The organism is Prolixibacteraceae bacterium, assembly GCA_019856515.1.
Classification (GTDB): Bacteria; Bacteroidota; Bacteroidia; order Bacteroidales; family Prolixibacteraceae; genus Halosquirtibacter; species Halosquirtibacter xylanolyticus.
This window is the reverse complement of record CP082230.1, coordinates 1,037,979-1,055,564: the sequence shown is the minus strand read 5'-3', so window position 1 is coordinate 1,055,564 and position 17,586 is coordinate 1,037,979. Positions and strand designations below refer to the sequence as shown.

General features: G+C 32.7%; 13 protein-coding genes. 8 read left to right on the top strand and 5 right to left on the bottom strand.

Going from position 1 to position 17,586, the window contains the following annotated elements:
- The first annotated feature begins 125 nt into the window (after positions 1–125).
- Positions 126–770 carry a PorT family protein gene (locus tag K5X82_03655; GenBank protein QZT38002.1) on the top strand — a complete coding sequence of 215 codons (645 nt, stop codon included), beginning with the start codon at positions 126–128 and terminating at the stop codon, positions 768–770.
- Between the two features lie 73 nt (positions 771–843).
- On the opposite strand, the gene K5X82_03650 is transcribed toward K5X82_03655, so the two are convergent.
- Both K5X82_03650 and K5X82_03645 read right to left on the bottom strand, forming a co-directional pair.
- Positions 844–2,445, bottom strand: coding sequence for a hypothetical protein (locus K5X82_03650; protein QZT38001.1), 1,602 nt, complete (start codon positions 2,443–2,445; stop codon positions 844–846).
- A gap of 264 nt (positions 2,446–2,709) precedes the next feature.
- Complete coding sequence (locus K5X82_03645; GenBank protein QZT38000.1) at positions 2,710–3,765, bottom strand: IS5 family transposase; 1,056 nt, start codon at positions 3,763–3,765, stop codon at positions 2,710–2,712.
- A gap of 206 nt (positions 3,766–3,971) precedes the next feature.
- Here K5X82_03645 and K5X82_03640 point away from each other — a divergent pair, with 206 nt between their 5' ends.
- From K5X82_03640 to K5X82_03615, 6 genes are all read left to right on the top strand, one after another.
- A complete protein-coding gene (locus tag K5X82_03640; GenBank protein ID QZT37999.1) occupies positions 3,972–4,487 on the top strand; it encodes a hypothetical protein in 516 nt (171 codons plus the stop codon).
- 60 nt (positions 4,488–4,547) lie between these two features.
- Complete coding sequence (locus K5X82_03635) at positions 4,548–5,075, top strand: hypothetical protein (protein QZT37998.1); 528 nt, start codon at positions 4,548–4,550, stop codon at positions 5,073–5,075.
- A 131-nt stretch (positions 5,076–5,206) separates the two neighbouring features.
- Positions 5,207–6,655 (top strand): transposase, encoded by a 1,449-nt coding sequence (locus K5X82_03630; GenBank protein ID QZT37997.1) that lies wholly within the window; start codon positions 5,207–5,209, stop codon positions 6,653–6,655.
- A gap of 127 nt (positions 6,656–6,782) precedes the next feature.
- Positions 6,783–7,103, top strand: a complete 321-nt coding sequence (locus tag K5X82_03625; protein ID QZT37996.1) for a cupin domain-containing protein — start codon at positions 6,783–6,785, stop codon at positions 7,101–7,103.
- Between the two features lie 376 nt (positions 7,104–7,479).
- Positions 7,480–8,208: an MBL fold metallo-hydrolase gene (locus K5X82_03620; protein ID QZT37995.1), complete on the top strand. Its 729-nt coding sequence runs from the start codon at positions 7,480–7,482 to the stop codon at positions 8,206–8,208.
- Between the two features lie 793 nt (positions 8,209–9,001).
- On the top strand, positions 9,002–9,628 hold the full coding sequence (locus K5X82_03615; GenBank protein QZT37994.1) for a hypothetical protein: 627 nt from the start codon (positions 9,002–9,004) through the stop codon (positions 9,626–9,628).
- Between the two features lie 773 nt (positions 9,629–10,401).
- Here the strand turns inward: K5X82_03615 and K5X82_03610 are convergent.
- The 3 genes from K5X82_03610 to K5X82_03600 form a co-directional block, all read right to left on the bottom strand.
- Positions 10,402–12,309 carry a glycoside hydrolase family 97 protein gene (locus K5X82_03610; protein ID QZT37993.1) on the bottom strand — a complete coding sequence of 636 codons (1,908 nt, stop codon included), beginning with the start codon at positions 12,307–12,309 and terminating at the stop codon, positions 10,402–10,404.
- A 124-nt stretch (positions 12,310–12,433) separates the two neighbouring features.
- On the bottom strand, positions 12,434–13,561 hold the full coding sequence (locus K5X82_03605; GenBank protein QZT37992.1) for a glycoside hydrolase: 1,128 nt from the start codon (positions 13,559–13,561) through the stop codon (positions 12,434–12,436).
- 484 nt (positions 13,562–14,045) lie between these two features.
- The gene (locus K5X82_03600; GenBank protein QZT37991.1) at positions 14,046–15,329 is read right to left on the bottom strand and encodes an IS1380 family transposase; all 1,284 of its coding nucleotides are present in this window, start codon (positions 15,327–15,329) and stop codon (positions 14,046–14,048) included.
- 475 nt (positions 15,330–15,804) lie between these two features.
- On the opposite strand from K5X82_03600, the gene K5X82_03595 reads away from it, so the two are divergent.
- Positions 15,805–17,262, top strand: a complete 1,458-nt coding sequence (locus K5X82_03595; protein QZT37990.1) for a sulfatase — start codon at positions 15,805–15,807, stop codon at positions 17,260–17,262.
- Positions 17,263–17,586 lie beyond the last annotated feature (324 nt).

Below are 17,586 nucleotides of genomic sequence, written 5' to 3'. Positions count from 1 at the left end.
TAACTATATTTGTTAAAATGCATTCACTTTGATTGGTGGCCAAACTTATGGTGTTAAGTTTAAAGATGTCATATTAAAGGGGGAATATTCAAAAGACAGAGATTATTAAATTTAGACTAGGTTAAATGAGAATTATTAAGATGTTTATGGCTATCGGGATAGCTATGATTTCTTGTGGTATAACTTTAGGCCAGAAAAAAGGTGGCTTAGGAATTCAAGCAGGTATCAATAGAGTTTTTGTAACTGTAGATAAAACAGTAGATATAAAAGTCACTCCAATGATTGGATTTCATATAGGGTTCTTCTACAATATGCAAATAGTGAAAGATTTTCGTGTCTCCTCTGCAGTGATTTATATTACAAAGGGTGCAGAGAGTGAGTTTCGTGATGGGCCAGAAACATTCCACAATAAGTCATATGTGCGTTGTATTGAGGTCCCTATTCAGTGTAGTTATCGTTTGTTTAAACTGAAATCTTTTTCTTGTACAAGTGGGGTTTATATTAGTGCTAATCCATATCTAGATATCAATATCTATGGTTCAATCCGAACTTTTAAAGATAAAAAATATGAAGATTATCCTATGAATATTGGTAATTCAAAAGATGATAATATAAAACGTTTTACGAGTGGAATAAAGGTCGGGTTAAGTATTCATCTAGATCATATTGAACCCTATTTAGGCTATGATTGGGGGATAACACCTCTTTCTTCCAATCTGAAAGATAATAGCCATAGAGCTTTTTATTTTGGGTTAGCATTTCATCTATAATGGAATAGCCTAATGCATATTTCCATCTATAACAATATTGTGTTATTTGTGTGTGGATTATGTAGAATGTATGTTAGTTACTGGTTCTTTTTGTATTGATTATGTCAATGATTTTAGAAATAGGAGTGTCAGTGCTAAAGCTGTATCTGCGATAATGATCCCAATCAATAGGAATGTCAGGGTGTAGCACTTTAACTTTATCTGATTTCATAGGATAAAGAATTTGTTGTGAATTTGATATAGTACCTTTTAGCTCTGTATTAGGTAAACAAAAAGGAGTGGATTCCATAAACGCATTGGGAGATTGGCTGGATGGAACACCGACTATTGTCGTTCTACCCAAGCGTTTCATAAAGTACATGAAGTGGAAAGCAGCACTAAATGTTCTAGGAGATGTGATTACATAAATATGGACTCCCTTATTTACCTTCGCATTAGTCAATATATTTTTGCCTATTTCATGATATCCCTTTAATACCTGCTGTCTTCGTTCTTTCAAAGGTGTCGAAGGATCGAATGATCCGAAATTGTCACAAACAATCTCTCCTAGCTGATAGTGTTGGTGATGACTTTGGTTATAGGACTGTATTGAATTGCATCCAATTTTACGAAGATAAAGCGGCGAAATTTTTCGACACATCTTAGCATTGAAATGGTATTTTAAATAATGATCACCATAAAGAAGATATAAAAGTGGTCGAATAAGAGGAGTCATACCTCCACGGTTTTCACTAAGGTCAATGATCAAATTTTTACTTTTACATTGCTTCATTTGTTCCAAAAGATGACAAAAATTGTCATAAAGAGATGGGATGTTGTTCATGTCTATATTGATATCCCCATTCCGTCGTGTCTTCATTATGTTATATGCCCAAGATAAATAGTTTTCTATGGTTTTGGGTGAACGATTATAAGCATGTTGAATTACTTCTCGACTAACCATAGAATTCCATTTAAAGTATCCTGTTGGATTTCTTGGGTTTATAATTCCTGTTTGTATTAGGTTATTATTTAATGTAATGTCAAGACAACTTGTTCTTTCAATAATATGGAAACCACAACCATAGTGAAATTTGTGCTTTTTCAGAACATGGTTTGCATTGCAAAGCGTGAGCGAGATCGTTTTGTTACACCCAAAGAAAGTTTTTGATAAGTTCTCGTTTTCAATGATCTCTATCAAGTGAAGGCGATCACCATAGATATTTTCTGCAGGTCGATATTTATGCACCTTATCAAGCCATTGCTCTATTTTGATACCGTTGATTTTAAGAATATAATGACCAATATAAGATTGGTGTTTTTTGTCACTTTTGCTAATAAATATGTGATCAAATGCTGATTCGAGTTTAATAGGAAGGGTGGAAGATAATCTTTGTGATTTGCTGTTTATATGAGTATGTCCATCTTCTAAATGAGACAGAAACTGATTGGTAATGGTGGTGAATTCATCTAAGGTGATATTGTTCGTAAGCATTGAATACGCTTTAAGAGTCTCTATTTTAAACTCTTCTTTGCCTCCAAAACCACCATAAGGATCAATATGTGTTTCCTTTAATTTATCAATCAGGTACGTAAAGTCCTTCACATATTTGTTTCTCGGTTCTATTTTCTGGGAATGAGCGATGAGAGATAATGACACTAGTAATGTACTAATAGTATATTTTAAGAGTTGCATTAGACAAAAGGCTTTTAAGTTGTTCGTATTTAGTCGTTTTTATAAAAGAGTTGTAATCTATGGTGTAAAATGATATATTTTACATAAATTAACTGAGAAATATTATTATTGCAAACAGAAATAATATGGGGAACCTCTCAAAATTAGTTTTTTTGTTTGATCCTATATGTTCGGTAAATTTGGGAAACCTCACATATAATAGTGTGTATTTTTAATTATTGATAATCAGTGTATTACATTTCAGTATTTAAAGTGTAGACACAGTTATTTTACCATTAACTTTAATCTTATAATTTGTTCATACCTAAACAAGTTGTATGTGAGGTTAATTAGCCCAATAATTGTACTTGATCTTTCAAATCCAATACACTTCATTTGCAAATTTCCCATACTATTTTCCATAAAACCAAACACATGCTCAACTCTTGCTCTTGTTTTTGATTTTTCTTTATTATTTTCCTTTTGCTGGTCAGTTAAAGGTTTATTTCTTACTCCTTTCTCATTTACATTATTCTCCATTTTACTTTCGTCTATAAGCTTATCACATCGTTCTCCTGTATAAGCACTATCAGCATAGAATTTACAATCTTGATCTGTATCATCTCCAATGAGTAAATCTAATGCTTTTGAGTCATGAACTTCAGCACTTGAAGAAGTATAATCTGTAATCAATTTACTATCACTGTCTATTTTGATATGATTCTTATAGCCAAAATGTTTTTCATTACGTTTTTTCGCCCAACGTGCATTTACATCTTTCTGACGAAGTTTATTCTTATTTGAATGCCATTCCTTTGGAGCACAGTTGTTTTCTTTGATATATTCATTCTCTTTTTTGCTATTTCTTTGTCTTGGAACTTCCACAAAACTAGCATCAACAATTTTACCTTCAGAAACAAGCAAACCCTCATTATTTAATACATGATGAAACTGTTCAAAAAGTTCTCTTTCTAAATCTAGAACTGAAAGTCTTTCTCTAAATCGCCAAATTGTTTTTTCGTCTGGTATAGAACTACTCCGAACTAAACCTAAGAATTGACTAAATGAATGCCTATCAATAATCTGATATTCTGTTTGAAAATCACTAAGATTATAATAGCGTTGTAGTATCAAAATCTTAAACATCATAATAGGACAGTAAGCTGGAGCACCAGCATTACTTTTGCGATCTTTTTCATATACCTTTTCTAAGATGGGGAGAAATAACTCCCAATCGATAACCTGATTTAAACGATATAAAGGATCTCCCATTTCTTGAAGCTTCTCTAGCCTAAAAACGTCATCAAATAATGAATCGTTAGTGATATTCTTGTAGTTCATATTTATAAAGATCACTTTTTTAGTATAAGAATTACAATGTAATATGTTAAATATCAGTTAAATAATTATGAGAGCCCCCCTATGGTGATTATTTCTGTTTGCAATAAGTGATTCCAATTTGGTTATAAAATTTGGTTATCGCAAAGTAATTGAATCATATTTGTCTATTTATTACTTAGATTGCTGGAATATTAAATCAAGTCGATATGAAAAAAACACTTCTTACATTTATACTTCTGGTTCAAGGAGTATTGTTGTTTGCACAAAAACATCATGGGGTCATAAAGAATGGTGAGTTTGTTTGGGAGAAGGTCTATAAGGGGAAAAGAGGCTTATTAAAAAACAAAAGATATTTAACCCTAAACTTGACAATGTATGATTTGAGAGAGTATTCAAATCGTATTGCATATGAGATGGACGATGTCTTTCTTAGGTGTAATTCAGTATGGTCTACATTTAATAATACGGTAGTTTCTGGACATGTGATGATAGACTTTAAAGACGATGATTATCGTGTCATGATTACTAAGGTCCGATTTAAAAAATTTCCAGAAAACCTTGATAATATTACTCCTTCCTATACCACTTTTGAGAAAAAGTATATGAATAGAAAAGCAACTAAATTTAAATCGATTTATCATCGTGATCTTGAAGAACGACTTAATTTGACGTTTGATGTGTTGTTTACCATGCCAAGTGACGATGAAAGTTGGACAGAATAGACATGAGAATATGCAGCGATATACAAACGATTTATTCAAATAAAACTTAAATTATAGTCTATGAGAAAAGTATTGATTTTGTTTGTTATCCTTTTTCAAGGATTTAACCTATGTGCGAAAGACCATGGTCAAGTAAAAGACGGTAGTTTTATTTGGCAGAAAATATATACGACTAAACTTGGTGCCTCCGAAAGTAAAAAGAAATTGCTCCTTAATCTTAAAATGAATGATCTACGGAACTATCCTCTTGAGATTGCATACGAAATGAATGATGCTTTTATCTATAGTGATAATAGTCATGGGGTCGAATATAATGATGTATCGGTAAGTGCTCATGTTAGAATTGAATTTAAGCAACATAGATATCGTGTGACAGTGAGTGATCTTGTGTTAAAACATATTTCTCGAGATCGTGAAGAATACAATGTCGTTAAGTACAATGTCGTCCAGTACAATTTTGAGTATAAGTATGTGAATCGAATCAATAACTTTTTAAAATATAATTACGATGAGGAGTTGCAAGGATTGCTGAACGATTCTTTCGATAAGATATTTACTATTTCAGACAAAGATCGTAGTACTTGGTAACTGTTAGAATTATTTACTGATGTTTCCCATGTAGGCTAACATCTTGATTTACAGCATAAAAAGAAGCATGTTTATTTTGATAATTCATTAATTATCAGTAAATTAATGTTGTTCCAATAACCAAATAAATCATGCTTCAGAATAAAAGTACAAAAGTTTTTTCAGAGACACAGAGTTTTTTCAGTTCAAGTGAAAAAGGAATTAATCGAATTATTAGCCTTTACAAGTTACTCAACTTAAGACAACTGAAATTAGGAAATAAAGAGTTGCCTCAGTCTACTTACTTCAAAGGTGACATACTATTAGGCTTACTACTTTTCCCAATTTTCTCTATCCCTAATATTTATAGCTACAGTAAGCATTATCTATCAGAGATGTTAGAAGCACAAAAGAATACATTCTATCGATTTAAAAATAACAGCCAGATAGATTGGCGTACTATAGTTTCATCATGTAATAATAAACTCTTTGGTCAAATAGCCAAAAACTCTCACTCTGATGACTGTAATCAAGCAGAAAGATGCTTAATTATTGACGATACTGATTTTGAGAAGTCTACCTACAAAACTGAACATGTTAGTAAAATATGGTCGCATGTAACCCATCGTTATATATTTGGTTTTAAAGGATTATTTCTAGGTTTATGGGATGGCAAAAGCTATTTTACATTGGACTTCTCTCTACATAAAGAAAGAGGGAAGAATAAAAAGACTCCATTTGGACTCACTGCCAAACAACGTAAAAAACAGTTCTCAAAGAAACGATCAACAAAGAGTAATGGGTTTAACCGAGAGAAAGAACTCGTTATTGATAAAATAACGATGGCAAAAGAGATGATGGTAAATGCTATTAAACAAGGAATTACAGTAGACTACATACTTATGGACAGTTGGTTCTTCTGTGATTCAATATTAAAAACTGTGATCTCTAATGGTATGCATCTTGTTGCAATGGCTAAGATGTCTAGTGCTAAATATTCTTTCAAAGACAAAGAATATAGCACCAAAGAACTTGCTCTCTTACTTAAACAGCGAAAGAGAGTAAAATGGGTAAAGTCACTTAGTCTATATTGTGCAGAAGTCACAGTGAAATATAAAGGTACAGATGTAAAACTATTCTTTTGCAAGAACAGTAAGCGAGGGAAATGGCATTTATTGGTATCTTCAAATACAAAGCTGAGCATAGAGAAAGCTTATCAGATATATAGTATTAGATGGAGTATTGAGGTCTTTTTTAAGGAATCAAAGAACTATTTTGGTTTAGGAAAATCTCAATCGAGTGATTTTGATGCTCAAATAGCAGATCTATCTGTAGCTATTATTGAGTTTAACGTTTTTAGTTTAGCAAAAAGGTTCGAGGCATATGAGACGCTAGGTGGAATCTTTGCTCATGTAAAAGATCAAGGAATGGAACTTGTAATAGTACAACGAATTTGGGGTTTTATCCTCGAATTGATGAGAACTCTCGCAGAAATCATCGATAGTGATTTTAATGAATTGATAATCAGTGTACTTAAAAATAAACCCGAAAATAATAAATTCTTTAGGCTCATTGAATCAATGGTTTATGAACCTGAATAAAGACATGGGAAACATCAGTTATTTATTATGCAAGATAGGCCAAAATCTTAAGACTTTTACTAAGTTTGGAGTTTGTTGTATATACCTTGAAAGATAATAATCATCTAATGTTTTAATCAAATTAAACATGAACAGTCCAATATTCACAGAGATAGCTCCAGGTATTTTTAGAAAGATTACTCATTTGAATGACTTAATGGTGGTAGTCATTGACTTTAAAAATCCTCCAATGGAGAAACCAGATCCTTTTCATTCTCATCCTCACGAACAAATCACCTATGTAGCCAAAGGTAGTTTGAAGTTCTTTATAGAAAATGAAGAATTTCTTTTAAAGGAAGGGGATACAATTGCGATTCCTGCAGGAAAGAATCATACGATCCAAACATTGAGCCAAGGTGTTCGTCTTATCGATAGTTTTTCACCAATTCGAGAGGATTTTTTGGTATAACCCAAATAGACATTACTATCAAAAATAGACCCAGCAGTCACATGAGTGTTATCATTTGACTGCTGGGTTTTTTATGCCTTATATTTCATTCATCTCCCATTAAGGCTCATCTAAAGATTCTTTCTAAAATATGATAAGGTAATATTGTCGGAGTTTAGCCCATTTTTTTCTACATTAATATTTGTGCATTTTGTTAAATGATAAGAATTAAAGAAACATATTTAGGTTCTTATTGTTTGGTAACAAATAAGCCATTAGAGTTGATCTAGTGGTATGATTACATTTTGGATCATTTCTATTCACCTGTTCGTGAAGTGGAGGTGGTCTTACTGTAAGTCTAAATAATATCTTTTTAAACTCTTTAATATTTTTTTCGATGGAGATATTACCAATTCAATTAGACCTAAATATTGATGAAAGGACAGAAACGATCTATCCCGTTTTGATAAAATGTGATGGTTATAACTATTTAGTAGATTGTGGTTATTCGGTTACTTTTAAAGAATTGAAGCGGAAACTTGAAGAAAATGGTGTCTACATAAAGGATTTGACTGGAATTGTGATAACACATGATGATATAGATCATATAGAGTCATTAAAACACTTTAAAGAAGAAAATCCTAATATTTCTATTTTATCAAGTGTTGACGAAAAAGATTCAATTTCAGGGAAAGAGAAATCCGAAAGATTAAGACAAGCTGAGGAAGGTTATGCTTTTTTGCCAGATGAACACCGTGATTGGGCAACTGATTTTATACAATCACTCAAGTCAATATCGCGTTATGACGTGGATCAAACATTAGAAGATAATGAAAGATTAGTTGAAGATCTAAAAGTAATTACTACACCAGGGCATACTAAAGGCCATTTATCTCTTTTTGATCCTGTAAGCCAAATACTTATTTCTGGAGATGCTGTAGTATTAGAAAATCAAAAAATTGTGGTAGCTAATCCTCATTATTGTTTGAATCTAGAAGATATGATAGACTCATTACGCAAGATACAAGATTTAAGCCCCAAAAAGGTTATTTGTTACCATGGTGGGGTTTTTGAAGGAGATGTTAATGGTGCTTTAGAAGAGTTGATCAAACTCTATTCTAAATGATTTACTAATTACAGGTAGATAAAAAAATAATCGAAATATCTTGTTTGAATTAATAGAACTCCAAAGAATATGTTTGAGATTTAATATCAATAATAAAAGGCTAAGTGTCCAATTACTCCTATTATTTGATATGGTTATTTGATTATGCTTTTGTAGGGCATATAATTGTTCTACGTATATTTGCTTAATTGTTGTTGATAAACAGTCTAAAAGATTTAGACTGTTCTAGAATGCTGGGCTTATCCAAAAGTAACTATTATTCTACTCACGAAGTCTCAGCAAGGTACTATATGTAATATCTCATCACTTTTTATTTCGCTGAATTTAAAAGAGTGTCATCTCATAAAGAAATATCTTAAGATAGCTTATGCAATTTCATTATCCTGACCCCTACACATGTTTCTATTATTGAAGTCGTATGAATAATCTTGAGTATAGAAACGATTATCCCTTCTTCTGCAAAACTTAAGCGACCAATCTTAAAGATACTACAAAGGTAATACCTCCCTTTTATTTTTCGTGTAATATGCTAGCAATGTTAATTCAGAAAAAGTATGTGAAATGAATGATTTATTAACTACCACTACTTATCATATGGATCCTATGATAGTTTGTATCCGTGTGGAAAATGAATTTGTTTGCTTTATTGTTGTGCTATTTTATTGATATATATTGTTTTATGGTTAATCGTATGTTTGTGTGAGACGTATTGAACGTTAAATTTATTTCTCCTTTGCAAATAGAGTGCATAGAAGCCTTGTACTATTGCATTGTCAACAATAACTAAATGAGCATGAGGCACTATATTCTAAAACAGGTAACAGATATTCATATATCGTATGATCTCAATCCAGCAAATCCTTGGGCGCTCTTTGAGATTGGATTTATCGAAGGAGAGAAAGGTGGGAGAGAGACATTTTATCTTCACTTAGCAGAATTTCCCCGCTTTGTTCGTTCTTTTTGTGATGGTATTGTCTATCCATTTTCGAGTTTAGAGAATGAAGTTCAGTTGAACGATGGATGTTTTTGTTTGTCAAGAAATGGAAATATCCATAGTATAAAGGTAAGTGATCCTTTGTATTGGAAGACCTATTTCTCTTACCACTATCAGGTAATGCAAGAAAGACTTTTTGGTCCTCATGAAGATGATATCCGATTAGAATTTGGTGCTTTATCTCTTACTAAAGAGAATTCGGAAGTGTCATTATTGGTTGACAATCATGTTGTACTAATCGATATCTCACGTCATCACCTATTGTTATCATTAGAATTAGAACTTGAAGAGACAACTATGTCATATATTCGTTTTCCTCAAACTAATTGTACCTATGCTGTACATCGTCGAGTAGTCGAGTCTGCTATCGATATGTTGCATCATCACACTATTCCTATTAAAAAGATTGTGGGGCTTGAATTATAATGATTCTTCTCTAGATCAAAAACCTTTTTTCTTTTACGATAAGTCTATTTTTTAATCTTATGGATGTGGTAGAGCCCTATTTGATTAATTCATGTTCTATATTTTTTCCTTCTTTTAGGGTCATCCCTTATTTCTTCAGACCCTAGAAAAAGCATGAGTGATGAATGTTACTTATGTTCGGTTGTAAGGTGTGTTACTAGTTGACACACCTTATTTTTTGTATACTGGGCATGTTTTTAAGTTGGCATGGAGTAAAAGTTGGATATCGAAGCCCTTGTATGTGACAAGGAATATAAAACATTAGTAATTTGTTATTGGCAAGGGGGGAAGTAACTTCAGCTTGAATTACTGATACAGGTAAATCATATATAGATATCGAAACCTGATTCAAGGTAGGTAAACCAGCTAGTTCGGGATTGTATTATTCAACAAGGGATACGTAAAATTTTAAGCTCTAACTACGAGAATGGTTTCGTTTTTGACTTTTCATATTGTATAGATAAGTGTTTAGTTCAAGGCGTTTACATCTTATGAATGTGTAGATGAAGATAATGTGCTTGTAAGAGTCTAATTTTGAGTGTAAGTGGTTGTGTACGTCAAGGTCAATATGATGAACTATAGGTGCTCTTAAAATGGAAGAGATGAATAAATAAACTTTCGCATACTATTGCTGTTGTAGAGGTGAAATAGTATAGATGACAGGAAGATTAAAAGCAATTTTCCTGTCATCTAGCAATACGATATGATGTTTATGCTAAAGCAGTAGTTATTTATTATTGGATAGGTTTAATCCAGATACAGTGTCCTCCTCCTTTAGCCATTTTTGCATCTATTACTTGATTTTTTGTTACTTCAATAGTCCGAATTTGGTAATGCTCAGGTGCTTCGTAGCAATCGGTTGATTGGGTATCTTCATAGAGCGTAGCAGTGTATTTCTTACCCTCTTCTAAAAAGGATAATTGGATAGGAAGAGTTCCTCCTTTTTGTGATATGACTGTGCCGATGAACCATTCGTCTTTTGCTCTCCTTGCTGTAGAAATATATTGATTCATTTTGGCCTGAAGTACGATACTTTCGTCCCATTTCCCTGTAGGTTGCTGTTTGATGAACGTAAATAAATCGCTCTTCTTTTTATAAACATCTGGTGCATCTGGTAGACATGTTAATCCAGTAAATGTAATTAAAGTCCGTGCCGCTTCTGATACAACTGTTGTAGGATAGCTATTCAGTTTTTTAGGACCTTTCTCACGACCTCCATTATTAATTTCAAGGATATCAAAATTGCCATTGTTCATGTCTAATGGTCCAGTAATAGCATTGATTAAAGACATATTAATATATTTTTCTGGAGTAAAAGCTTTTCTGGAGTCTTGCTGTGCATGACAGTATTCACGTGTAATCATATTCGGATAGGTTCGCGACACTCCAGTCATTGGAGCAGGACAGTCATGATAATCAATTAGAAGATGATTCTTCGCACTAAGCATGATAGATTTTTTTGTAAAAGGAATGTTTCTACCCATAAAACCATACTTCATACCCTTCATATTTAAAGATGCATAATAAGCGTAGAGAGCATCTTCTCCATAATTTCCATGACGTCTGTCGTAATAAAGAATAATTTCAACCCCTTTTTCTTCTGCATATTTTATTACTTGTTTTATATCTAGTTTATCTGATAAGATGAAATGTCCTTTGGTAACTTTCTTGTACCATAGGTCATCAATGAGAAAGTATCTAATATGATTTGATGCTGCAAAATCAATATATCGTTTGTAACTTTCTGTATCAATTCCATAGGTAAACCCATCATCTGTTTGGTGACCATGAACCCTCCAGTCCCAAAGAGCTTTTCCTGGGTGTATCCATTTTGTCTCTTTTAATTGATTTGGTTTCGCAAGATTAAGGGTTAACTGACTCGTGGTAAAATCACCAATATTATTAGAAATGAGAATAACTCTCCAAGGGGAAGTACTTCTCACTTTTGAAATATCACCTTTGTTCTTCGAGAAGATCGTCTTTTTCTGTTCATTGTAATGAAATGTGATTGTCTCAAAATCTTTGGTGTTAAATAGATCTGATTCCCATAAAGCCATATATTGGTCGTCCTCTAATTCCATTACGATTGGTGCAGAAATAGCCTTCTTCTTATGCTCGGAGAAGAATTGAGGAGCTTCGATATTAGTTATTGATTTATAAGGGTCTCCATTTTGATTTGATGTGTAGAAATTAATCAAGTTGGGAACATTATATTCACAATAAAGCGAGATGTCAGATGTTTGTTCTTTTATCGTTTTCTCGTATTGAAATGCAACACCATCATTATAGACACGTGCATGTAGAATAAACTGTTTATTCTCTGATATCAAATGAATCGATGTCTCATTATAATGGTTCCTTACAGAGCTAAATTGTCCCCATACAGGTTTCCAGTTTGTGTCATGATGAAGTTTGTTGGTAGACAAAATCTTAATAGGGGCATTACTGATAGATAGTTTTGAAGAGTTGATAATTTTTTTTCCAAAATAATTTATGGAATAGTATAGTTGCCCATTTTGCGGTTTTAGCTTTAATGAAATACTCTTGTTTGGAGATTTAACTACGATTTTGGCATTAACATTAATCGTAATCATAGTAAAGAACATCCAAAGGATGTACAGAATTGTTTTATTGGTTCGCATCTAGTTAATCGTTTTGTTAAAAAAATTGACTACAAGATACAAAAAATGATAATTATCTATTTAAATATTAAGTTATCATTTTGAACAATAGAGCTATACGAAAGCTCTATTGTTGGCTGGTGATTTACAAATCAATCTCACTTAATAAAATCTTTTTGAATTTAATATCTTTTGATTCATATAAAACGCCAAGTTCTGTTGAAGATATTTTTACAAGATCAGAATAGGCAGCATTGCCTTTATGTATACATTTTTTCTTCGTCCAATGATGTCCTTTATCGTAGCTTGCCCATAAGGTAAGGTCTTTTCTATTCAGTTCATATGGTCCAGAAAAAATAATTGTGTCTCCATAAGATATTATCGATCCTTGGCAATTAGGTGTTTGTAGGTAAAGGTTGGGTGTAAAGCTCTTCGTTGTAAAATGTTCACCTCCATCACAACTCCATGCATCAGCTCGTTTACATACAGTGGCACCTAAACAATTACGACTGTTAATATATAAATCACCATTGGCTAGTTCTGTTAACATGGTTTCGTTAGGATTCATGTATCGGCTTTTACTACTCTCTTCGTCTATTGCACCAATCTTCCATGTGTCACCTTGATCATCTGAATATATGAGGTGTGCACTAAATCCTGGATTTATCGGATCTTTTTGTGTTGTTGTAATAAGATTATGATTGGCGGGTATAACAATTCGACCTTTGTATTTACCTTTTTTAATTTCAATACCATGCCCTGGTCCTGTAGCATACCATCCCCATATCTTTTTATCACAGCTCTTCTCTAATGACCTAGGTTTGCTCCATTGTTTACCATGATCTTCTGAGATAATTATATATGGCGTACGTCCTCCTTTAGGTGGAATCCCTTGTCTAATAGCTTTCTGATGTGTATTGACCGCTTGTATGACAAATAGAAGCACAATTTTACCATTTTTATCAATTACGACAGGTGATGGATTTCCTGCCACTCCATCATTATTGTCTACGATTACTTTCATCTTACTCCAAGATTGCCCATTATTAGTAGATCTTTTATAAACTAGGTCAATATCACCTACATCACCTCTTCGGTTTTTTCGTCCTTCTGCAAATGCCAATAAATCACCATCTTGTGTTTTGATTATTGCGGGAATACGATAGCTATGATAGCCTTCTTCCCCCGAATAAAATACGGTCGTTGATGTTTGAGCTTTTAATTGATGACATACAAATAATAGGATGGTCATCACAAATAGTGAGTTTCTCATTCTTGTTAATTTAGTTATAAAAGTATACTATAAAGATTGTTTTTTTCTACAATTCTCGCAATAGCTTTTATTTAAAATAAACATAAATGCTAAATGTACTCGGATATATTAGTTGTCTATTCGACAATTTGTAGGATACAATTGAATATAAAAGTTGCATTTGTTGCTTGAATTGACAATTTTATCTCTTCTTATATGAGAGTTATTCCAATTATGTAATACAACTCCATGCAGTCGAGAATAGCTTATTTTTTAAGTGATTATGAACCTATTCGTTAAACTTATATGATATCCTAAAATACGCAGATGTTTTTCTTGCATACCTTAAATCTTTATTATTGGGTAATATTCTGATTTTAAGTCTAAATTTATAGATACTACGTGCTATATCTATGAATTTAGACCTTTGATAGACACAACTTCCCTTACCCACTTATGTCTTAAGGCTAATGTGGGAGAGCCGATACCAGTTCCGTTTATCATTCTATCCAGCCTTTGTAGATTCGATTAGTTTTTTATTGTTTGTTGCTAAATGAATAATCACCCTTCGTCCACTTTTAGTAACCTTAGCCACCACCGTGACAAAACGAAATATAAATGCTTTGAGTCTACTTGTTGTCTTTAATCCCTCGACTAAACCAGCAAACCTGGATATAATGTATCGATAAAGAATGTGTGCTACAGCCATTATTATCAAGTAGACTGTATTCTCTTCTAAGTTACTGTGAGGCATTGACTTCCAATTAAAATCATTGTTCTGAATGTCAAAAACCTTCTCGCTAGCTCCACGTTGATTATAGAATATAATAGCTTGCTCTTCTGTAATGTCCCAATCATTGGTTATAATAAACTGATAATTCTTCGCATCATTGGTTATCAATGACATTTGATTAGACTTATTGGGTCTTCGGTATGCAATGATTCTATGTCTATATTGACCAAATTCATATTTAAAGCTATTGACTTCATAGGCTTGATTATTTATCTCACAACAGGACCAATTATCTGTTTGTGATGCTTTTGATAGTAATACGTTAGAGTGAGACGCTCTAATCGAAAATAGAATTTCCTCTTGATGAAAGTAGTCTGTAACCTCTTTGATATATGAACCACAGTCCATTCTTGCATATTGTAGTTTTACACCTTTTGATGCCAACAACTCTAATGCTCGTTTATGGGTTTCTAATTGAGCTGTTTTAACATGACAATTCCCATTTCGTCCTTCAATATATACAGGGATGTTACCTATGGTTGCGACTCCTGGAAAGTATCCTTCTGTCTTCTTATAGCTATATTCTGCATCACTCTTTTTAGTGGGAATGAACTGGTGATCAAAATCATAGATAAGATCAGAAGCTTTAGGATCTAACTGTTTAAACTTAATAGCACTAGCCAACAAGAATTTATTCATTGGTGTGTTAATATTTATCTTTTGGCCTTTAATTGTAGTCTTTCCATCGATAATCTCACATGGAGTAGAAAGCTCCACATCTCCTCTTAGAATGGTATCAGGAGAGGGGATAGAAATTGATCTCAAGTTATTCAATGTATTATCCCGGAGATAGTTAATATCTTCCGTAGCACTACCTCCACAAAAAGTAGTGTATATGCGTGGTAATAACAAATCTGAGAAATTATAGATACACTTTGGGTCTCTGTCTACTAATTGCTCATTAATAAATTGAATAATGCCGTTTGAAATTAGCAAATCATGAATTAAATATATCCCACCAAATGGTGTCACCTTTGAATTAAAATCTTTGATCATTCACCTAAATAGGTGATTTTTCTGAATATATAAAAGCCTTACTATGTATTGTCTTACTGATGTTTACTTAAAATTAATACAATACACGTGCGGATTCAAGGTGATATGTACCTCATTTATGAATTTTCGTGAATTTTTAATCGAAATAAAAGCTTAAATTGTTTTTAATAGTCAATTGGTGCTGTTCTGTTTTGGTTGGTATGTGGATTGCCCTATATTTGTCTGAAGTTATAGTCTGAGACTCTACTCTGGACTATATTTATTAATCTGACAGCTGTACAAAATTAATTATTCGATGTGCCCGATTCTAGTTTGGTTCAATGATTAATTGATATAGTATACTTAAAATGATGGTAGAGTGTAATTATTTAGTGTAGAATACCAATCGTTTTGAGAACATGACAACCTTTTCGAAATAGTAGGTATGTTAAACCAAACTAAGCAACATTATAAACTGATAAAAATAATACAACTAATGAAACGAACTTTCTCTCTATTTTGTTTAGCAACAACTATTTTTGCCTCCTGTATAACAAAGACCAAGGATGCGAAAAAACCTAATGTTCTAATGATTTATATGGACGACTTACGTCCAGAATTGGCATGTTATGGGTTGCCCAATATTAAGAGTCCAAATATTGACTTGCTAGCTAATGAAGGCATTCAGTTTACTAATGCCTATTGTAATGTAGCTATTTGTGGTGCATCAAGAGCAAGTATGTTGACGGGGTTATATCCAACAAAGGATCACTTTATAAGCTATGATGTTTATGTAAAGGAGGAAAAGCCACAGATTACTTCGATGATTAAAAGTTTCAAAAATAGTGGGTATACTACTGTCTCCAATGGAAAGATATTTCACCATATGGATGATAATCCAAATGATTGGGATGAAATTTGGAGACCACATGCTTTTGAAAAGAATGATAAAGGATTAACTCCAGTTGAGTATTGGGAGTCACTTTGGAGGGATTATCAACTTCCAGAAAATAAGCTTACTTATGCAAAAAACAATAATGGTCCTGCTTTCGAATGTGCAGATGTTCCTGACTCTACTTATATTGATGGACTTCTTGTTGAGAAAGTAATACGAGATATGCATCGATTAAAAGAGACTAACAAACCTTTCTTATTAACAGCAGGATTTAATTCTAACCATTTGCCATTCAACGCGCCCAAAAAATATTGGGATATGTATGACGAGAAAGATGTTAAATTGCCGTACAATAACTTTGTCCCAAAGAATGCTCCTCAGATTTCCATTGGGAATTGGGGAGAACTGAGAGGATATATGGGGATGCCTAAAAAGGGTGCTGTGGATTCTGCAAATGCTGTTAAGCTTATCCATGGTTATTATGCGACCGTTAGTTATGTAGATGCGTTAATCGGTAAACTTATAGGTGCATTAAAACGTGAAGGGTTAGATGAAAATACGATAGTTGTTTTGGTTTCCGACCATGGGTATAATCTTATGGAACATACTTTGTGGGCAAAGTATAAAAATTACAAAACTTCGATGCAAGTTCCATTTATTATCTCTGTACCTGGCTATAGTACAGGAGTGAAGAATGATGAACTAGTGGAACTTGTAGATGTTTATCCAACGATGGTTGAACTTTGTGGTCTAAAAGCTCCAAGTCACCAACTTGAAGGGAAAAGCATTGTACCTCTTCTAAAAGATCCTAAAACAAAGGGGAAAGAGTTTGTTTTTACTAAGAATGCCACTGGGTTTTCGATTCGTTCCAGAGACTATTGTTATACGGAATATATTAACCTTAAAACTTTTCAGACAAAAGCTTCGATGCTTTATGACCTTTCGGTGGATCCAGATGAAAATGAGAATGTCGTAGATTATCCCAAATATGCAACCGTGGTTGCAGAGATGAAAACAATACTTCATGAAAACTTCAATAAACAGATTAATGGTCTATAATTTGTGTCGTCTCTGATTATCGGCAACTTTTTTCAACGATATAAGAATTATCACAAATAACTGTAGCCTTTGGTAAGACGATATACCGTTTTACCAAAGGCTTTTTTTATCTATTATATTAATCTTCCTTGACATATAAGTGTTAAAAATACATATTGTATACCCCAAGGTATTAATACTGTTTGTCGTTATTCTTATTCGATTAAACAGTTGTTCATAAATGTAAAATACTTGCTTCTATATTATATCATATATGTTAAATATAGTTTTATACCGATTGGTTTAGAAATAAACTTATAGCTTCGTAACAGAAAATAAAACATC